Origin of the sequence: Mycobacterium sp. pR1184, assembly GCF_041287235.1 — a bacterium.
Lineage (GTDB): Bacteria > Actinomycetota > Actinomycetes > Mycobacteriales > Mycobacteriaceae > Mycobacterium.
Map to the genome: position 1 here is coordinate 89,733 of NZ_JBGGKR010000009.1, position 16,348 is coordinate 106,080.

At 66.1% G+C, this 16,348-nt stretch carries 15 protein-coding genes; 6 read left to right on the forward strand and 9 right to left on the reverse strand.

Annotated elements, in window-relative coordinates; translation table 11 throughout:
* Positions 1-50 precede the first annotated feature (50 nt).
* Entirely contained in the window at positions 51-818 is a 768-nt protein-coding gene (locus tag ACAG21_RS17225) for an SDR family oxidoreductase (protein WP_370497470.1), read from the forward strand.
* Positions 819-825: 7 nt separating this feature from the next.
* Here ACAG21_RS17225 and ACAG21_RS17230 read toward each other — a convergent pair whose 3' ends face one another.
* The 6 genes from ACAG21_RS17230 to ACAG21_RS17255 form a co-directional block, all read right to left on the reverse strand.
* Positions 826-1,578: a YqjF family protein gene (locus tag ACAG21_RS17230; RefSeq protein ID WP_370497471.1), complete on the reverse strand. Its 753-nt coding sequence runs from the start codon at positions 1,576-1,578 to the stop codon at positions 826-828.
* Between the two features lie 33 nt (positions 1,579-1,611).
* Positions 1,612-2,076 carry an STAS/SEC14 domain-containing protein gene (locus ACAG21_RS17235; protein WP_370497472.1) on the reverse strand — a complete coding sequence of 155 codons (465 nt, stop codon included), beginning with the start codon at positions 2,074-2,076 and terminating at the stop codon, positions 1,612-1,614.
* A gap of 21 nt (positions 2,077-2,097) precedes the next feature.
* On the reverse strand, positions 2,098-2,754 hold the full coding sequence (locus tag ACAG21_RS17240; RefSeq protein WP_370497473.1) for a hypothetical protein: 657 nt from the start codon (positions 2,752-2,754) through the stop codon (positions 2,098-2,100).
* A 57-nt stretch (positions 2,755-2,811) separates the two neighbouring features.
* Positions 2,812-3,483: a GAP family protein gene (locus ACAG21_RS17245; protein ID WP_370497618.1), complete on the reverse strand. Its 672-nt coding sequence runs from the start codon at positions 3,481-3,483 to the stop codon at positions 2,812-2,814.
* Between the two features lie 28 nt (positions 3,484-3,511).
* Positions 3,512-5,839 carry an arylsulfatase gene (locus tag ACAG21_RS17250; RefSeq protein WP_370497474.1) on the reverse strand — a complete coding sequence of 776 codons (2,328 nt, stop codon included), beginning with the start codon at positions 5,837-5,839 and terminating at the stop codon, positions 3,512-3,514.
* A 133-nt stretch (positions 5,840-5,972) separates the two neighbouring features.
* Complete coding sequence (locus ACAG21_RS17255; protein WP_370497475.1) at positions 5,973-7,793, reverse strand: fatty acyl-AMP ligase; 1,821 nt, start codon at positions 7,791-7,793, stop codon at positions 5,973-5,975.
* Positions 7,794-7,888: 95 nt separating this feature from the next.
* Between ACAG21_RS17255 and ACAG21_RS17260 the strand changes: the two genes are divergently transcribed.
* From ACAG21_RS17260 to ACAG21_RS17270, 3 genes are all read left to right on the forward strand, one after another.
* Entirely contained in the window at positions 7,889-8,254 is a 366-nt protein-coding gene (locus ACAG21_RS17260) for a hypothetical protein (protein ID WP_370497476.1), read from the forward strand.
* A 95-nt stretch (positions 8,255-8,349) separates the two neighbouring features.
* A complete protein-coding gene (locus ACAG21_RS17265; RefSeq protein ID WP_370497477.1) occupies positions 8,350-9,756 on the forward strand; it encodes a TIGR00366 family protein in 1,407 nt (468 codons plus the stop codon).
* A 29-nt stretch (positions 9,757-9,785) separates the two neighbouring features.
* Positions 9,786-11,318: an allophanate hydrolase gene (locus tag ACAG21_RS17270; protein WP_370497478.1), complete on the forward strand. Its 1,533-nt coding sequence runs from the start codon at positions 9,786-9,788 to the stop codon at positions 11,316-11,318.
* Between the two features lie 4 nt (positions 11,319-11,322).
* Here the strand turns inward: ACAG21_RS17270 and ACAG21_RS17275 are convergent, their stop codons facing one another.
* A complete protein-coding gene (locus ACAG21_RS17275; RefSeq protein WP_370497619.1) occupies positions 11,323-12,375 on the reverse strand; it encodes a serine hydrolase domain-containing protein in 1,053 nt (350 codons plus the stop codon).
* Between the two features lie 226 nt (positions 12,376-12,601).
* Here ACAG21_RS17275 and ACAG21_RS17280 point away from each other — a divergent pair, with 226 nt between their 5' ends.
* Entirely contained in the window at positions 12,602-13,048 is a 447-nt protein-coding gene (locus ACAG21_RS17280) for an SRPBCC family protein (protein WP_370497479.1), read from the forward strand.
* A gap of 14 nt (positions 13,049-13,062) precedes the next feature.
* On the opposite strand, the gene ACAG21_RS17285 is transcribed toward ACAG21_RS17280, so the two are convergent.
* Complete coding sequence (locus ACAG21_RS17285) at positions 13,063-13,359, reverse strand: hypothetical protein (RefSeq protein ID WP_370497480.1); 297 nt, start codon at positions 13,357-13,359, stop codon at positions 13,063-13,065.
* Between the two features lie 125 nt (positions 13,360-13,484).
* On the opposite strand from ACAG21_RS17285, the gene ACAG21_RS17290 reads away from it, so the two are divergent.
* Positions 13,485-15,059: an FAD-dependent monooxygenase gene (locus tag ACAG21_RS17290; protein WP_370497481.1), complete on the forward strand. Its 1,575-nt coding sequence runs from the start codon at positions 13,485-13,487 to the stop codon at positions 15,057-15,059.
* On the opposite strand, the gene ACAG21_RS17295 is transcribed toward ACAG21_RS17290, so the two are convergent.
* Positions 15,043-16,209, reverse strand: a complete 1,167-nt coding sequence (locus ACAG21_RS17295) for an LLM class flavin-dependent oxidoreductase (protein WP_370497482.1) — start codon at positions 16,207-16,209, stop codon at positions 15,043-15,045. The two genes, ACAG21_RS17290 and ACAG21_RS17295, sit on opposite strands and share 17 nt — an antisense overlap.
* Between the last annotated feature and the right edge of the window lie 139 nt (positions 16,210-16,348).

Below are 16,348 nucleotides of genomic sequence, written 5' to 3' on the forward strand. Positions count from 1 at the left end.
CACTAGAACGTGTTCTGGTTTTACGGGGCTCGTCTGAATAGGGATGTCGAATGAGCGTGTTGGAGTTGTTTGATCTGCGCGGCAGGACGGCTCTGGTGACCGGGGCGTCCACCGGTATCGGCAAAAAGGTGGCCGAGGCCTACCTGCAAGCCGGTGCGCGAGTGGCCATTGCGGCACGCCATACCGACGTCTTGGAGACGGTCGCCGGCGAGCTCGCTGCGGCCGGTGACAAGGTCGTGCCGATCACCTGTGACGTGACCCAGCCCGATCAGGTGAGCCGAATGGTCGACCAGGTGGTCGCGGAGTTGGGCGGCATCGACATCGCCGTCTGCAATGCCGGGATCATCAATCTGAAAGCGATGCTGGACATGTCGCCCGAGGAATTCCAGGCCATCCAGGACACGAATGTGAACGGCGTTTTCCTCACCGCGCAGGCGGCGGCGCGCGCGATGGTCGGCCAGGGCCGCGGCGGCGCGATCATCACCACCGCCTCGATGTCGGGCCACATCATCAACATCCCACAGCAGGCGGGCCACTACTGCACCTCCAAGGCCGCGGTCATCCACCTGACCAAAGCGATGGCCGTCGAGCTCGCGCCACACAACATCCGGGTGAACAGCGTCAGCCCGGGCTACATCCTCACCGAGCTCGTCGAACCGATGGCGGAGTATCACCGGCTGTGGGAGCCCAAGATTCCGCTCGGCCGCATCGGCCGGCCGGAGGAACTCGTCGGCCTCTACGTCTACCTGGCCAGCGACGCGTCCAGCTACATGACCGGTTCGGACGTCGTGATCGACGGCGGCTACACGATCCCCTGAGACCTCGTCACCGAACCACGCAGGGACGGCCGAAGCGGGTTCGCACGCCCGGCGAATACAGGCCGCGCAACCGGTTTCCGGCTCGCGGCACCGCACTGGCGTCGATCAGTTCGTCGCTGCACTCGAGGATTTGCGCCGCGCGCAGCGGCCACGGTCCGTGCTCGTTGGGCACCCACCAGGTCCGGCCGGCCCGGCGGGTATGCGCGCCCCAACGAGCGGTGAGCCAGACCTCCAACGGCGTCGGCTCCACCTCGTCGCCGACCGCGACGGTCAGTCGGCTGCGCAGGCCGCGTCGCGGCCACCGCCGCACGCTGTCATAGGTGAGGTGGTGGCCGGCGCGGGTCAGCCGCATCCTGGCCCAGGTGTACGGGACGCCGAGGCCGATCCGGGTGACCGGCACGACGGCCAGTCGAGCGGTTTCCAGCGACCGGAACAGGACGCCATGGCGACCGGCGTCGTCGATCGAATACAGCCGGACGTTGGTCTCGGCGAAGCTGCCAAAGTACGGAAGCGGCAGGGCCGTACCGACCTTGGTGCTCGTCATCATGAACGGGACCAACCCCACATAGGTCAACCCGTCGGCGAATACGTCGGGACGCGTCCCCGGCGGATACAGGTGTGCGACGCTGTCGGGCTGGACCGGCCAGTGCACGAACGTCAGATCGCTCCACTGCTGGTCGAACGTGACCGGGCCAGGCAGCGGCGGTGGTGTGACGGGGTAACCGGCGAGCGACTCGTCAGGTTGCCCGGTTGCGGTCACCTCATCATCGTGACACGCCCGCGGGTCAACGCATCAGGGTCCGGTAAGGATCCATTGCCGCGCTTCGTCCGGCTGCCCCGCGGGAAAATGCCGGATCTCGGCTGACACAAAATGCGAGGCCAGGTGCTCGGCGACATCCCCCAGGTGCGAGTCCGTCACCACCGCAACCTTTTTGACGTGCCGATGATGATCCCGAACGAAGCGGAAGTGGGTGACCATCGATCCAAAACTATCCCAACCCGGGAACGATGCCGCGTTGACGATCAGGCCGGCAAGGTCGCCATGGGTCTCGATCAGGGGGTCAACCGCTTGCGCCAGGTCGACGAAATCTTGCTTGTCGAGCGCGGCCTCCGGTCGCACCTCCAAGATGGAATGCTCTTTGTCCAAATCGTATTCGATCATGGCAGGCTCCTCGATGATCGTGGTGTTCGTCGCCGACGATGGCGATGCGGTCATGATGCCGATCACCGGCAGCAGCCGATAAGGGCCCAAAGGCATCACGCTGCCCAGAGAACGGCCCTATCCCTCGATCTCACCGGAGATTCCGCGCTCGATGCTGGCCTGCGTGGTGGCGGGCAACACGATCAGCCCGTCGAGTTCTTTGCGGGCCGACTCGTAGGCGCGTTGCCGCTCCTGCGATGCGGCGGCGGCGTCCGACGCCATCCGCAACAAACGCTGGGCGCGCGTGATGCGTTGTTGCACATCGCGGGAGAAGTCGTTGCGACGTCTGCGTATCGCCTCGGCCTCGGCGACGTTGAACGCGGTCACGTAATCCTCGACGGAGACTTGATAGCGCGCGGCGGATTCGCGGTCATCGAGCAGATCCTCCGCCTTGACGGGCCGCAACAGGTCCGCACGCAGCTTGGCCTTGTGAAATGCGACGGTCAGCGGATCTCGCAGATCTGTCATCAGTGGGAAGTCGAGCAGCTTGGCGACGTCGAGTTCGTACTCGAGCCAACGGGTGTCGGTGCGGTGGTGCTCGTCGAGGATGCGTCGCAGCGACCTCCACTGCGCGGCTTGACTGTTGGCAGTGGGTTCGGGCGGCGGCGCCGTGGGCTCCAGCGCTTCGGAGGCTCGCCGCTTGTTCGCGCCGAAGGCGCGCACCGCGCCGATGGCCAGGCCTACCAACGGCAGCAGCAGAATGAGGAACTCCGCCAGCCGGATGATCAGACCCATATCGCCAGGATGCCACCACCGGACCGGCGCGGCGGGGACTCAGGCGTCGGCTCCCGGCTACAGAATCCCAAAGCCGTGCAGGGCTTTGATCCCGAACCAGACTCCGAACACGAGCCCCACAATGATCATGATGGGTCGGTCGTTGTGTTGAAGCCAGGTCAGCGTCCGGTCCAACAGGGGGCGTGACCGCCCCGGGAAGAACGCCGCAAGGCCGACGATCAGTAGGTTGCCGATCGCGGCAAGCGCGACGAACAGGATGTACGAAACGACGTTAGTCGCTCGGCCCAGTTCGGCGTTGCCGATCGCGCTGATCGCGGCCAGGGTAAAGACCCATGCTTTTATCGAGACTGCCACGACCCCTGCGCCGATGAGGAACGCTTTTGTGGGCGACGCCGATGTCAGCATGGTCATCCATTTCGGGGGTGGCGCGTCGGGATCGTCGGCACCAAAGAGCTTTCGCGCCATAGTGACCAGGAAAAGCACCGCCACCACTAAAAGGACCGTCGAAACAATCCAGTGGTGGGCGTGGTTCGATTCCGCGTCGCGCTTTCCCCAATGCAGGATCATGCCGAAGATCAGTCCCTGCAGCAGTCGGGTACTGACATGCCCTCCTACCCAGGCTCCGGCAGTCCGGGCGCGGGAAGGCGTGCCCAGCAGCATGATTGTGATGATGAGTTCGATCGGCTCGAAGGCGCTTCCGACAATCAGCGGGAGGAGACTGCTCCACATGTCGGTCACCGGCTGTCTAACGTTTCGACTACTGTGCGCCCAGCGCGGCGCGCAGTTCCGCCTCCGCGATCGCCTCGGCCAGGTCGGCGGGGTGCGGACGCACGGTTACGTCGATTCGGTGGATACCGCCGGTGAACTGAAAGCCGTGCCCGTACGGCGCGACCGGTGAGCCGGTGTCGGTGCCTACATCCAGGGTCTCGCCACTCATCGAGAAACGAAACGGCACGGTTGGCTCGACCCGGCCGTCGGCCACCGTGGTCTCGTTGACGTGCAGCGACACCGATGCTCCTCTGCCGAACCCGCCGCCGTCGTAGTCGAATGAAAGTCCCAGGGAGACTGGACCTTCCGGCAACGGAGCCTGCGCGGCGACCGTCGTCAGCGCATGACCCAGATAGTTGTAGGCGAAATGCGGAATGCCGTCCCGCAGGTACAGCGTCCACCCGCCCATCGCCCCGCCGAGGCAGATCACCACCCCATGCGCGCCGCCCGGCGGGATCTGTAACTGCGCGCGCAGTTCGAACGACGTGCTCGTGTAGCTCAGCGTCGCTGTTTCGGGGATACGCACCTGACCGGCGTAGTACGTGACGGACGTACGATCCGCGAGCAGGCTGGGCCGGTTGGCGGGCAGCGCCCGGGTCAGTGTCGCGTCGTTGAGCGGGTAGACGTCGTATTTGCGCGCTTCGGCGTCGAACACGGCTTTGAGTTCGCTGAGCTTCTCCGGGTATTGCGTGGCCAGGTCGATACCTTGGCTGAAGTCTTCGGTGAGGTCGTAGAGCTCCCAGCGTTCGCCGTCGCCAAACTCTCGCTGGCGCTGGGTCCGGATCCAAGGGAGTCGCCCATGGAAGCACGACGCGATCCAACCGTGGTGGTACACAGCACGATTGCCGAAAATCTCGAAATACTGCGTAGTGCGACGGCTTGCCGCGGCGGCGTCGTCGAACGAGTACCGCATGCTGACACCCTCTATCGGCTTCTGCTCGACGCCGTTGACGCGCGTGGGCATGTCGATGCCGGTGGCCTCCAGGATGGTGGGGACGATGTCGATCACGTGATGGAACTGGCTGCGCTGCTCCCCCGCCGCGCTGATCCCTCGTGGCCAGGAGATGGCGAGCCCGTTGCGGGTCCCGCCGAAGTGCGATGCCACTTGCTTCATCCACTGAAACGGCGCGTCGAGCGCCCACGCCCAGCCGACGTTGTAGTGGTTTTCACAACGCGGCGTGCCGAAGTCGGCCAAGTGCTCCAGCAGCCATTCGGGGTCCTCGGGCAGGCCGTTCTGGAATGCCGGCGAGCTCCACGCCCCGTGCAACGTGCCCTCCGCCGACGCGCCATTGTCGCCGCACACGTAGATGAATAACGTGTTCTCCCACTGGCCCAACTCGTCGATAGCGTCAACCAACCGGCCAACTTGGGCATCGGTATGCGCCAGGAAGCCCGCATAGACCTCCATCAGGCGGCGGGCCACCGGCTTGTACCGATCCTCATAGTCCGCCCAGGCCGGTATCTGCTCGGGCCGCGGTGTCAGCTGCGCGGTCGCCGGAACGATGCCCATCTCGACCTGGCGATCAAAAATGCTTTCCCGCAGCGCATCCCAGCCGTCGTCGAATTGGCCTGCGAATCTCTGCGACCATTCCGGCCACACCTGGTGCGGGCTGTGTGTGGCTCCGGGCGCGAAGTAGACGAAGAACGGCTTCGACGGGGCGGAGCTGCTCTGTAGCCGGATCCAGTCGATCGCCTTCGCCGCAAGATCCTCGGTCAGGTGGTAATCGTCACGGCCGAGGTAGGGCTCGACAGGCGTGGTCTGGTCGTAAAGGGCCGGTTCGTATTGAGATGTATCACCGCCAAGAAAGCCGTAGAAGCGGTCAAACCCGAGGCCGGTCGGCCAGCGGTCGAACGGACCGGCTGGGCCGGTCTCCCATGTCGGTGTGAAATGCGCTTTGCCGAACAGTGCGGTGCCGTAGCCGTTCATCCGCAGAATTTGCGCGATTGTGGCCGTGCTCAGCGGGATTACGCTGTCGTAGCCGGGAAAACCGTAGGCGATCTCGCAAATGGTGCCCATGTGCGCGCTGTGATGGTTGCGACCGGTCAACAGCGCAGCGCGCGTCGGTGAGCACAGGGCGGTGGTATGAAATTGGTTGTACCGCAACCCGGTATTGGCAACACGATCAAGCGACGGCGTCGGAACCGGGCCGCCAAAGGTGGATGCGGCGCCAAATCCGACGTCGTCGAGCAGCACCACGACGACGTTCGGAGCACCGGGCGGTGGATACCTGATCGATGTCCGGACGGCGGTGGATTCCGCTATAGATGGATTGACGATTCCGGCGAATTCGTCTTCCACCCGCGGTAGGTCGACCATCGTGCCTCCCTGACGCGCGCCTCGACTGCGATCATCGAAGTGAGTGAGTTATTGGTCGGGCGAGTTGACCGTAATGGGATGCGGGGACGACCACAATTCCGATTGCAGAATTCACCGGGATTCGACCCAGTCGCTAACGCCAGCTCCCACCCAGATATTGAGCGCGGCTGGCCAACCGCGCCAGCTTTCCACTGGTGGTGCGGGGAATGGCGCCGGCCGGCAACAACCGCACATCGGAAACGGTCAGGCCATGGCGGTGCGATACCGCGGCCCTGATCGCCTCGATCGCCGGCCGCGGATCGTCGCGACTGGTGCCCGCCGCGCGCTCGGCGATGATCACCACGCCACCGTCGTCCGGCAGCGCGAAGGCCGTCACGTAGCCGCGACGCACCATCGGCGACGCCTCGGCGGTGGTGGCCTCGATGTCCTGCGGGTAGTGATTGCGGCCGCCGACGACCACCAGGTCCGCGATGCGGCCGGCCACGTAGAGTTCGCCGTCCAAATACACGGCCAAGTCCCCCGTCCGCAGCCACCAGCGCTCGGCCGCCGCCCCTTCGGCGCGGCTGCCCTCGGCCAGCCGCGATCGCAGGTGCGCGTGGAATGTCCGCTCGGTTTCTTCGGGGCGCCGCCAATAGCCCCGTCCGACGTTGTCACCCTGCAGCCAGACCTCGCCGACCATGCCGTCGGGCAGTTCGTCGGCCGTGTCGGGGTCGACGATCACCGCCCGCAGGCTACGAGCGGGCCGACCGCACGAAACGTGCGCCACCGCGCCCGGCGCGTCCGCGCCGACTTGCACCGCGCGACCCTCGCCCAGCTGTTCACGGTCGAGGTAGACGACCTTCGCCTCGGCGCTGGGCTCGATCGTGGAGATCAACAGCGTCGCCTCCGCGATGCCGTACGAGGGCTTGAATGCGGTGCGCGGCAGGCCGTACGGCGCGAACGTCTTGTTGAACGTCGCGATCGCCTCGATGCTGACCGGTTCGGAGCCGATTATCAGCACGACATTGCTCAGGTCGATATCGTCGCCGGCCGCCGGCAGGCCGCGCTGTGCCGCCCACTCGTAGGCGAAGTTGGGCGCGGCGGTGACCACGTTGCCTTCCCTGGACCCCGCGGCCAACGCCTGGATCCAGCGCAGTGGCCTGCGCACAAACGCGGTCGGCGACATCAGGGTGGAATGCCCGCCGTACACCGCGGGAAAGCCGATCATCGACAGTCCCATGTCGTGGTAGAGCGGGAGCCAGCTCACCCCGTGGGTATTCCGGTTCAGCAGATCGATCGACAAAATCATCTGCGTCAGATTGGTGCCCACAGCCCGGTGAGTGATCTCGACGCCGACCGGCGGCCGGGTCGAACCGGACGTGTACTGCAGGTGGGAAACCCGGTCGATGTCCAGCTCGACGGGGACGAACGACTCCCCCGCCACGTCGGGGATCTGATCGATGACGACGACCTGCGGGCGCGCCTCGGCGCACTGGGCCAGAAAGTCTTCGACCGCGTCTTTGGCCGTGGAGGTCGTCAACACCACGCTCGGCTCGGAATCGCGCAGTGCCGTCTCCAGGCGCTCGGCGTGGCCCGGCAGCTCGGGCGCGAACAACGGCACCGCGATGGCGCCCGCCTTGACCGCGGCGTAGAAGCCGGCGACGTAGTCGAGGCCCTGCGGCGCCAGAATCGCTACCCGGTCGCCGTCGCCCGCGAACTGCTGGATGCGTCCGGCGATGGCCTGCAATCGGACACCCAATTGAGCCCAGGTCACTTCGAGGGTGTGGCCTTGCCCGCGGGCGTGGTCCAGGTAGCGGTACGCGATGGAATCGCCGACATTGTCTACGTTGCGCTCGATCAGAGAAATCAACGTGGTTCCCGGCGGCAACGAGATCTCCCCGTCGGCGTCCAGGCAATCCTCTATTCGTAGCAGGCCTTTTGGAGCCACGGAGTCCTGTCGGGAACCGTCATCCATACCCGCAGTCTAGGTGGGCTGCGATACCGCGCTTCGGATCCGGCCGTCGGCTAGAGTCCGAGTCGACACCGCCGCGGGGGCCTTGAGGAGCAACCGTGGACTCTCCCGATCAGCACCCCGAGGCGCTGGCCCGAGTGCTGGCGTATCGCACTCGGTGGCGGGCCAAGCCGATGCCGGTTCGAGTGAGCCTTGCCGTGCTGGGCGGCTTGCTGCTCGTCGTCTCCATTCCGCTGATCGTGTTACTCCCCGAAGTCGGGATCCCCGGGCTGCTGGTCGCTTTTCGCTTGCTCGCGGTCGAAGCGCTGTGGGCCGCGCGTGCCTATGCGTGGACGGATTGGCGCTTTTCCCAACTGCAGCACTGGTTCCATCGCCAGTCCCGCGGTGTCCGCGCCGCCGTCGTCGTGAGCTTGATTCTGCTGGCGGTGGCAATCGTCGTTGTCTTTGTCTACGAGTTCATCTAAGGCCATGCAGCGGCAACCAATCTAGAGTTACCTGAGCGTTTCCACTAATCAACGAGAGCACGACGCGTGCGCAGCAGCGCGGTGAAGGCGGCCCGATGACGACCACAAAAGAAGAACAAGTCGGGCGTCGCGGCCTCATGCAGCGACTCACGATGCTGTGCGTCCGGTATGTCGAGCGCTTGATGCCGGACCCGTATTTGTTCGCCGTCATTTTGACTCTGATCGTGGTCGGACTTGTTGCGTTACTCGTTCGGGGCGCGACGCCTACCGGGGTGCTCAAAGCGTGGTACGGCGGAGTGTGGGGAGCGCAGAACATCTTCACCTTCGCGTTCCAGATGGTGCTGATTCTGGTCACGGGTTACACCCTGGCCGAGGCGCCTGTCGTGAAACGGGCCATCATCGCACTGGCCAGTAAACCGACGAACCAGGTGCAAGGAGCCTTGCTGTGCTTCGGCGTCAGTAGCGTCTTCTCGCTGTTGAACTGGGGACTGGGCCTGGTGGCGGGTGCACTGGTCGCGCGACAGGTCGCAAAGCGGCTCCCCAACGTGCATTTCGGTTATCTGATCGCGACCGGGTTTATGGGCTACCTGGTTTGGACGCAGGGGTTGTCGTCATCGATCGCGTTGGCCAACACCGATACGACCAGCCCCATCAACGTGATTCACAAGATGACCGGACTGATCGTGCCGTTGAAGTTGACGATCTTCCAGCCCTACAGCTGGGTCGCGGTCATCGCGATGGTCGCGCTGGTTGCCACCACGATCTGGCGGATGGAGCCCGATGAAAGTCTCGAACCCGACCCCGCGGTGTTCGACGAAGAGCCGGTTCCGGATCCGCCGCAGGGTCCGCCGACGTTCGCCGAGCGGCTGGAGAGCCTCTGGATTCTCAACTTTCTCGTATTCGTCGCTGGCATAACGTATTTCGTGGTGAGCGGTTTCGCGCTGAACATCTCGTCGATGATCATGTTGTTCACCGTCACCAGTGCGTTGCTGCATGGCACGCCGATTCGGTTTATTCGCGCGTTCTCCGGCGCGGCGAAAGTGTCGGGCCCATTACTGCTGCAATACCCCCTGTACGGCGGAATCGCGGGCCTGCTGGGCTATTTGCCGGCCGGATCCGGTCGCGCGCTGCAGACGGTGCTCGCCGAGGCCTTGGTGCGCGGCGCGGATCAGTACACGCTGCCGTTCCTGACATTCGTTGGCTCCGTTATCATTTCGCTGTTCGTCCCGTCCGGCGGCGGGCACTGGGCGGTGCAGGGGCCGATCGCGGTGGGCTCGGCGCTGGCCGTTGGCCAGCATTCGCCGGCCTACCTGGGACTGATCTCGATGTCGGTCGCGGTCGGCGAGGGTGTCGCCAACATGATTCAGCCGTTCTGGCTATTGCCGGTGCTGGCGATCGCGAAGCTCAACGTGCGTCAGGTAATGGGCTTTACGGTGATCGCGTTCCTGATCGGTTTCGCGGTGGCCGGCGCAGCGGTCCTCATCGCGCCCCACGTCTTGTGAGGTCGACGCGTCTTTCACCGACCGCGCGGGTGGCCGCCGCGTATCGCACGATCGCCGAGGCCGACCGACCCGAGGTCTGGATCACGCTGCGCGAGCAGGCCGACGTGCGCGACGATGCCGTGGCCGTCGAACACCGCCTCGCCGCGGGCGAGCGGTTGCCCCTGGCGGGGCTGGTGGTCGCCGTCAAGGACAACATCGACGTGGCGGGTCTACCGACCACCGCGGGATGCCGTGAGTTCTCCTACCAGCCGGCGACCACCGCGGTCGCCATCGAACGACTCCGTGAAGCCGGGGCCGTCGTGCTCGGTAAGACCAATCTCGACCAATTCGGTTGCGGGTTGGCCGGCACCCGCAGTCCCTATGGCGCGGTGCGTAATTCGCGTCATCCGGAGTTGGCGTCGGGTGGGTCGAGTTCCGGTTCCGCGGTCGCCGTGGCGCTGGGCATCGCCGATATCGGCATCGGCACCGACACCGCCGGATCGATTCGGGTCCCCGCCGCGCTCAACGGTCTGGTCGGCATCAAACCCACCCTCGGGATCATTCCCACACATGGGGTTGTCCCGGCTTGCGTGAGCTACGACGCCGTCTGCGTGCTGGCGGCCGACCTCGCCCTGGCCGAGACCGCGGTGGCAGTGATGGCCGGACCCGACCCGCGCGACCCGCGCAGTCGCTCGTGGCCCGCCGACGTTCGCCTCGCGGCGCCGGACGCCCCACGGCTGGCGATCCCGGAAGCCGCGAACCTCACCGTACTGCGCCCCGGCTACCGCGAGGCGTTCGCGCAGTCCGTGCGTCGTGCGATCGACGCCGGGTGCAGCGTCGCGCCCGTCGACATCTCCCTCCTGCTGGATGCCGCGTTGCTGCTGTATGACGGTGCGATCGTCGCCGAACGCTATGCGGCGGTCGGCGAATTTCTCGAGACCGCACCGGCGAGCGCGGATCCCGTTGTCGCGTCGATCATCACCTCGGCGCGCGAAGTCACCGGACCCGCGTTCGCCGCCGACCTGGACGCGTTGGTACGTGCGCGGGCCGATGCCGGTCGCCTGCTCGACGGTTTCGACGCATTGCTGCTACCCACCACCACCGAACATCCCACGCTGGATGAGGTATGCGCTGATCCCGTCGGCATCAGCCGTCGCATGGGCACGTATACCAATTTCTGCAATCTGCTCGACATGGCCGCGGTCACCGTGCCCGTCGCGCCGACTCCCGCGGGCACCCCATTCGGCGTGACTATCGTGGTCCCCGCCTTCAATGACCAAATCGCCGCCGATATCGGCGCACGATTGACCGGTACCGCGTCGGAACCGTTGGTGCGCAGCGGCGTCGAGCTGGCGGTATTCGGACAGTGGGTACACCTGCCGCTCAAGGGACTCGGCGCCCGGTTCGTCGAACACATCCGGACACCTGAGGGCCGGACTGGTGAATTGTTCCGGATCTCCGAGGCCGGCCTGGGTAGTTTGGCTGCGGCCCTGCCCGCGTCGATGGCCTTGACCAATCTCGAGCTCGAGGACGGCCGCACGGTCACCGGTGTGACCGCTGAGGCTGGCGAAAGACGTTGGTAGCGAGCTACATCCAGAGTTTCGCCAACGAGTCGGTCAGGGCTTCCGGGATCTGGTCGTCGGTGTTGCAGCTGACGGCGATGGCTGTCTGCCGGTCCTTGCTGACGCGGAATGCGGTGACGAAGCCGGGCGACGCGCCGTCGTGGTCGAGCGTGCCGTCGGCCTTGATGTAGATCCCGGCGCCGTAGTGCACGGGGATGCCGGGCCCGATCTCCACCGCCCCCGCCAGCTGAGCCTCCAGCAGCTTGGGCCCACCCACGCGACCGGTGCGGTAATTGTCGCCCCACTGCACCAGCTGGCTGGGTGAGGCTTGGACCGCCCCGTCGCCGATCTGCTCCCACGCCGAAGTGGTCATCCGGTATCCGTCGCTGCCGCCGGCGTAGGAGACGGCCTTGTGCGGAACTTTCCCGACGGGATCCATCACCATCCCCAGACCGAGCGGACCGAAGATTTCCGTGCTGAGGAACTGCGGCAGCGGCTGCCCCGACACCCGGTGCACGATTTCGCCGAGCAGCAAATAATTGGAGTCGGAGTACCGGAATTGGCCGCCCGGCTGGTAGCCCAGCTTGGGCACCGCCGCCACGGCCTGCAGCGCTTGCTCCTGCGTGGTCCGGTCACTGGTCGCGAACCCCTGCTTGGCCAGCAGCCCTTCGTATTCGGGGATGCCGCTGGTTTGGTGGATCAGTTGGGTGATCGTGACGGTAGCGGCCCATTTGGGGAATTCCGGAAGGTGCTGGGCGAGTGTGTCGTTGAGGGTCAGCTTTCCCGCGTCGGCGAGTAACAGGGCGGCGGTAGCGGTGAACTGCTTGGATACCGAGCCGATGTCGAACACGGTGTCGGGAGTGATCGCGTCGCCGGTCGCGGTGTCGGCGACACCGCGCACTCCGGTCCACACGACGGTGCCCTTGGAACCCACCGCGGCCGAGCAGCCCGGTGCTGTGGCGTTGACCGCGTCGTCGAGCACCCGCTGGCTGTTGGTTTTGATCAGCGAGTTGTCATTCGAGGTGACGGCGGCGCTGCTGGTGGACGTGGGCGGTTTCGATGCGGGGCTGACGGTCACCTTGTCGCAGCTGGCGAGCGATAACACGATCGCGCACAACACCAGCGTCACTCGGGTGTGCCGACGGGGTCGCCGCGCTACACCACGACCACCCGGAACCCGCACACGGTGAGTATGCACGTGAGGCGGCTGGTGTGTGCCGGATTGCGCCGGCCTCGACACCCGCGTCGCCCCAGGTCCGCACCGCGGGGCCGGGTCTACCGCGGTGGCGGTAGGGTACGCGGCTATGTCAGGTCGCAAATTTTCGTTCGAGGTCAATCGGACCTGTAGTGCGCCTGCCGCAACCGTGTTCCGGCTGCTGGCGGATGGCGCCGATTGGTCGAGCTGGGCCAAGCCGGTAGTGCTGCGCTCGAGCTGGGCGCGCCAAGGTGATCCGGCGCCGGGCGGGGTCGGCGCGATTCGTCAGGTCGGGGTGCCTCCGATCCTGGCGCGCGAGGAGATCGTCGAGTACGAGCAGGATCGCCGGCAGGTCTACAAGCTGGTGGGGCCGTCTCCGGCAAAGGACTACCGGGGCGAGGTGGTCTTGACGCCCAACGCGGCCGGGGGCACCGACATCCGCTGGACGGGATCGTTTGTCGAAAGGGTTCGCGGAACCGGACCGGCGACGCGCGCGGCGCTGGGCGGCGCGGTCAAGCTTCTTGCGGATCGGCTTGTGAAGGCGGCCGAGCGCTGACCTGACGGGGCACGCTAGGGGTTGTTGGCCTGTTGTTCGGTCAGCTGCGCCTGCTGCATGTCTTGCTCGAACTGCTGCTGGGCCGCTTCGTTCTGTTGCTCGGCTTGCTGCTCGGACAGCAGCAACTGCTGCTGGGCCAGTTCCTGCTGTAGTTGCGCCTGGTCGTCGTTGTCGTCGGCGGTGAAGCGCACGTGGCCGAAGGTGCCGTCGGTGGCCTGCACGCGTGCCGCGTCGACGGATGCCAGCATCGCGATGCCCGCGACCCCGGCGAAGACGACTCGCATGAACTGGTGGTGACGAGGGGTGCTCATGCTCCAGGTATGCGCCGCGTCGTTAGCTGTGAGCTGGGAAGCGGCTAGTGCCGCGTTATGAAATCCGGCGCTGTCAGGTGCGCCGACGTTTGTCGGCCCGCTGCCCAACAATTAAGCTGGGCTAAGTGATTGACGTCGTCATCGCCGGTGGCGGTCCCAACGGGCTGATGCTGGCCGGCGAACTGGCATTGAACGGGATCCGTCCGGTGGTGCTGGACCCGATGCCCGGCCCCAACCCCATGCGGCGGGCCAACGGCGTTATCGGACAAGGGGTCCGGATCCTCGACCATCGCGGCCTCTACGGCGCACTGGCGGGAACCGCGGACCCGCCCCGGCTCAACCCTCGCCCGATGTTCGCGGCCTTCCCGTTGGATCTCACGTCGATGACCGACTCGCAGGTCTTCCTGCTGCCCGTCCAGCAACCCAAGCTGGTTCAGGTACTCGCCGATCGGGCGCTCCAACACGGTGTCGACATTCGATGGGGTCACGCGCTGACCGGTTTCGACCAGGACGGCGCCGCTGTCACGGTCGACGTCGCCGGGCCCGGCGGCACCTATCAGCTGCGCAGCAAGTACTTGATCGGCGCCGACGGCGGCACCAGCCTGACGCGCAAGCTGGCCGGCATCGCTTTTCCCGGGATGTCGTCGTATGACCTTGTCGTCCGGATGGGATTCGACGTGCTGCCGCCCGCGGAGTGGATCGACCCGGTCAGCGGCGGGCTGGACATCCCCGGGTTCGGCCGGGTGCCGCCGCTGCAGTTCCATCGGGCCGATCAGGGTGTCTTCGCCCACGGCGCGCTCGGCGGCCGTGCGGCGACGATCGTCTTCGAGCTGGACAGAGCGGCCCGCGAGGAACCCTTGGACGGCATCGACGACCAACCACCGATGAGCCTCGCCGAACTCGAAGCCAGCGCCAAGCGGGTGCTGGGTGCCGACGTGCCGCTGCGGCCCGTGTCACCCGACGTGCCGGCCGATCTGCGCAGGTTCTGCGGGATCAACTCCAGAATCGCGTCGCGGTATCGGGCGGGACGGGTCATCCTGGTCGGTGACGCCGCGCATGTCCACTCCCCGATGGGCGGCCCGGGGCTCAACCTGGGCCTGCAGGATGCGGTGAATCTCGGCTGGAAGCTTGCCGCGGTCCTGCGTGGGCGCGTCGAGCCCGAATTGTTGGCGACCTACGAAGCCGAGCGCCGGCCCGCGGCCGAACGCGTCATCATGCACAGCCGCGCGCAGCTGGCACTCGTGCGGCCTGGGCCCGAGGTCACCGCGCTGCGGCAACTGTTTTCCGAACTGCTCACCGATTCCGATATCGCCCGCCGCCTCAGCAACCTGATATCCGGGGCCGAAAACCGTTACGGCACAGACCCCGACCCTCATCCGCTGACCGGACACTGGGTGCCGGAGTTCGGCGTGACCGACCGCGGCCAGACGAGACGCGTGGCGGAGTTGGCCCGCACCGGTCAGCCCCTCCTCATCGATCTCACCGACTCCGGCTGCGTGGCGGACGCGGTCACCGACGCCGCCGACCTGCTCACCGTCGCCGTCGGACATCCGGATGGCGAGGTACCGGCCACCGCATTGTTGGTGCGCCCCGACGGCTACGTGGCGTGGGCATCGTCGGCGACGTCGCCCGATGTCGCCGAACTTCGCCGGGCGCTCACGCGGTGGTTCGGGCTGTGCGCGACTACTTCTTCGAGTTGAGCTCGTCCTGGTACTTCTTGGTCATGTGCTCGACGGCCTGGTTCTGCGACTCCGCCAGCCCTTCGCGGGCTTCGCTGGCCCGCGCCGCCGCATCCAGCGTCGGCTGCGCCTGACCCTGGAAGTGCGGCATCACCTCGGCGGCGAATAATTCGGCGGACCGTTTGGTGGCCGCCGGATTAGCCCACTCGTGGCCCATCTGCAGCATGCAGCCGAAGCCGCCGGACTGATCCCACATCCGCTGCACCTGCGCCCGCGCCCGCTCCGGGGTCCCGATCACGCCCGCGCCGTTCTCGTTGATGACGTCGATCATCTCGTCGATCTGTTCGCCGGGCATCGTCATCTGCGGGAAGGCGGCCACTTTCTGGAAGTACCGGAACCACGGCTCGAGACCGAATTTCACGTCCTCGCGCGCCTGCTTGTCGGTTTCGGCGACATGGAACGGCCCGACCAGGCTCCAGTTCCGGCGATCGACCGCGGTGCCGAACACCGCGGCGCGTTCTTCGACGATGTCCCAGTGATACTGCAGTGCATTGAAGCCCTCGACGGTCAGCGTCGCGCCGATGGACAGCAGGCCGATGCCGTGCCGGCCGGCCAGCCGCGCGCCGGTCGGCGAAGCGACCGCGGCCACCGCCAGTGGGACCCCGCCGTCGGAGTACGGGGCAAGCTGCAGCTTGGCGTTGTGGAGTTCGTGCGTGGGGGTCTTGGCGCTGACCGTTTCCCCGCGCAGCAGCCGGACCACGATGTCGAGGTTGGTGTCCAACAATTCCCGAGTGTCGGTCGGGGTCAGTCCGATCATCGACGAGTCGCTGGGCAGCGAGCCGGGGCCCACCCCGCCGATCACTCGGCCACGGGTGAGGTGATCCAGCATCATCAGCCGGTCGGCGACCCACAGCGGGTTGTGATACGAGAGCGAGATGACCCCGGTACAGAGCTTGATGCGCTTGGTTCGCTCCGCGGCGGCGGCGATGAAGATCTCCGGCGACGCGATGATTTCGCTGCCGGCCGAGTGATGTTCGCCGATCCACGCCTCATCGAAGCCCAGCGCGTCGAGGTGTTGGACGAACTCGAGGTCTCGCTGGATCGCCAACGTCGGGTTGGTGCCCGCGCGGTGGAACGGCGCGATGAAATATCCGAACCTGAGCTTCGCCATCGAAGGTCTCCTTGCTGACGCGTTGCGGAGAACCATAACTCAGGCTGGCGAGCCTCAACATAGATCAGCGGCGCGACGGCGCGGATTGTCTCAGCCGCCGCGTTTTTCGGTGTTGCTCAGCCGAAGGGGCCAGATCGAC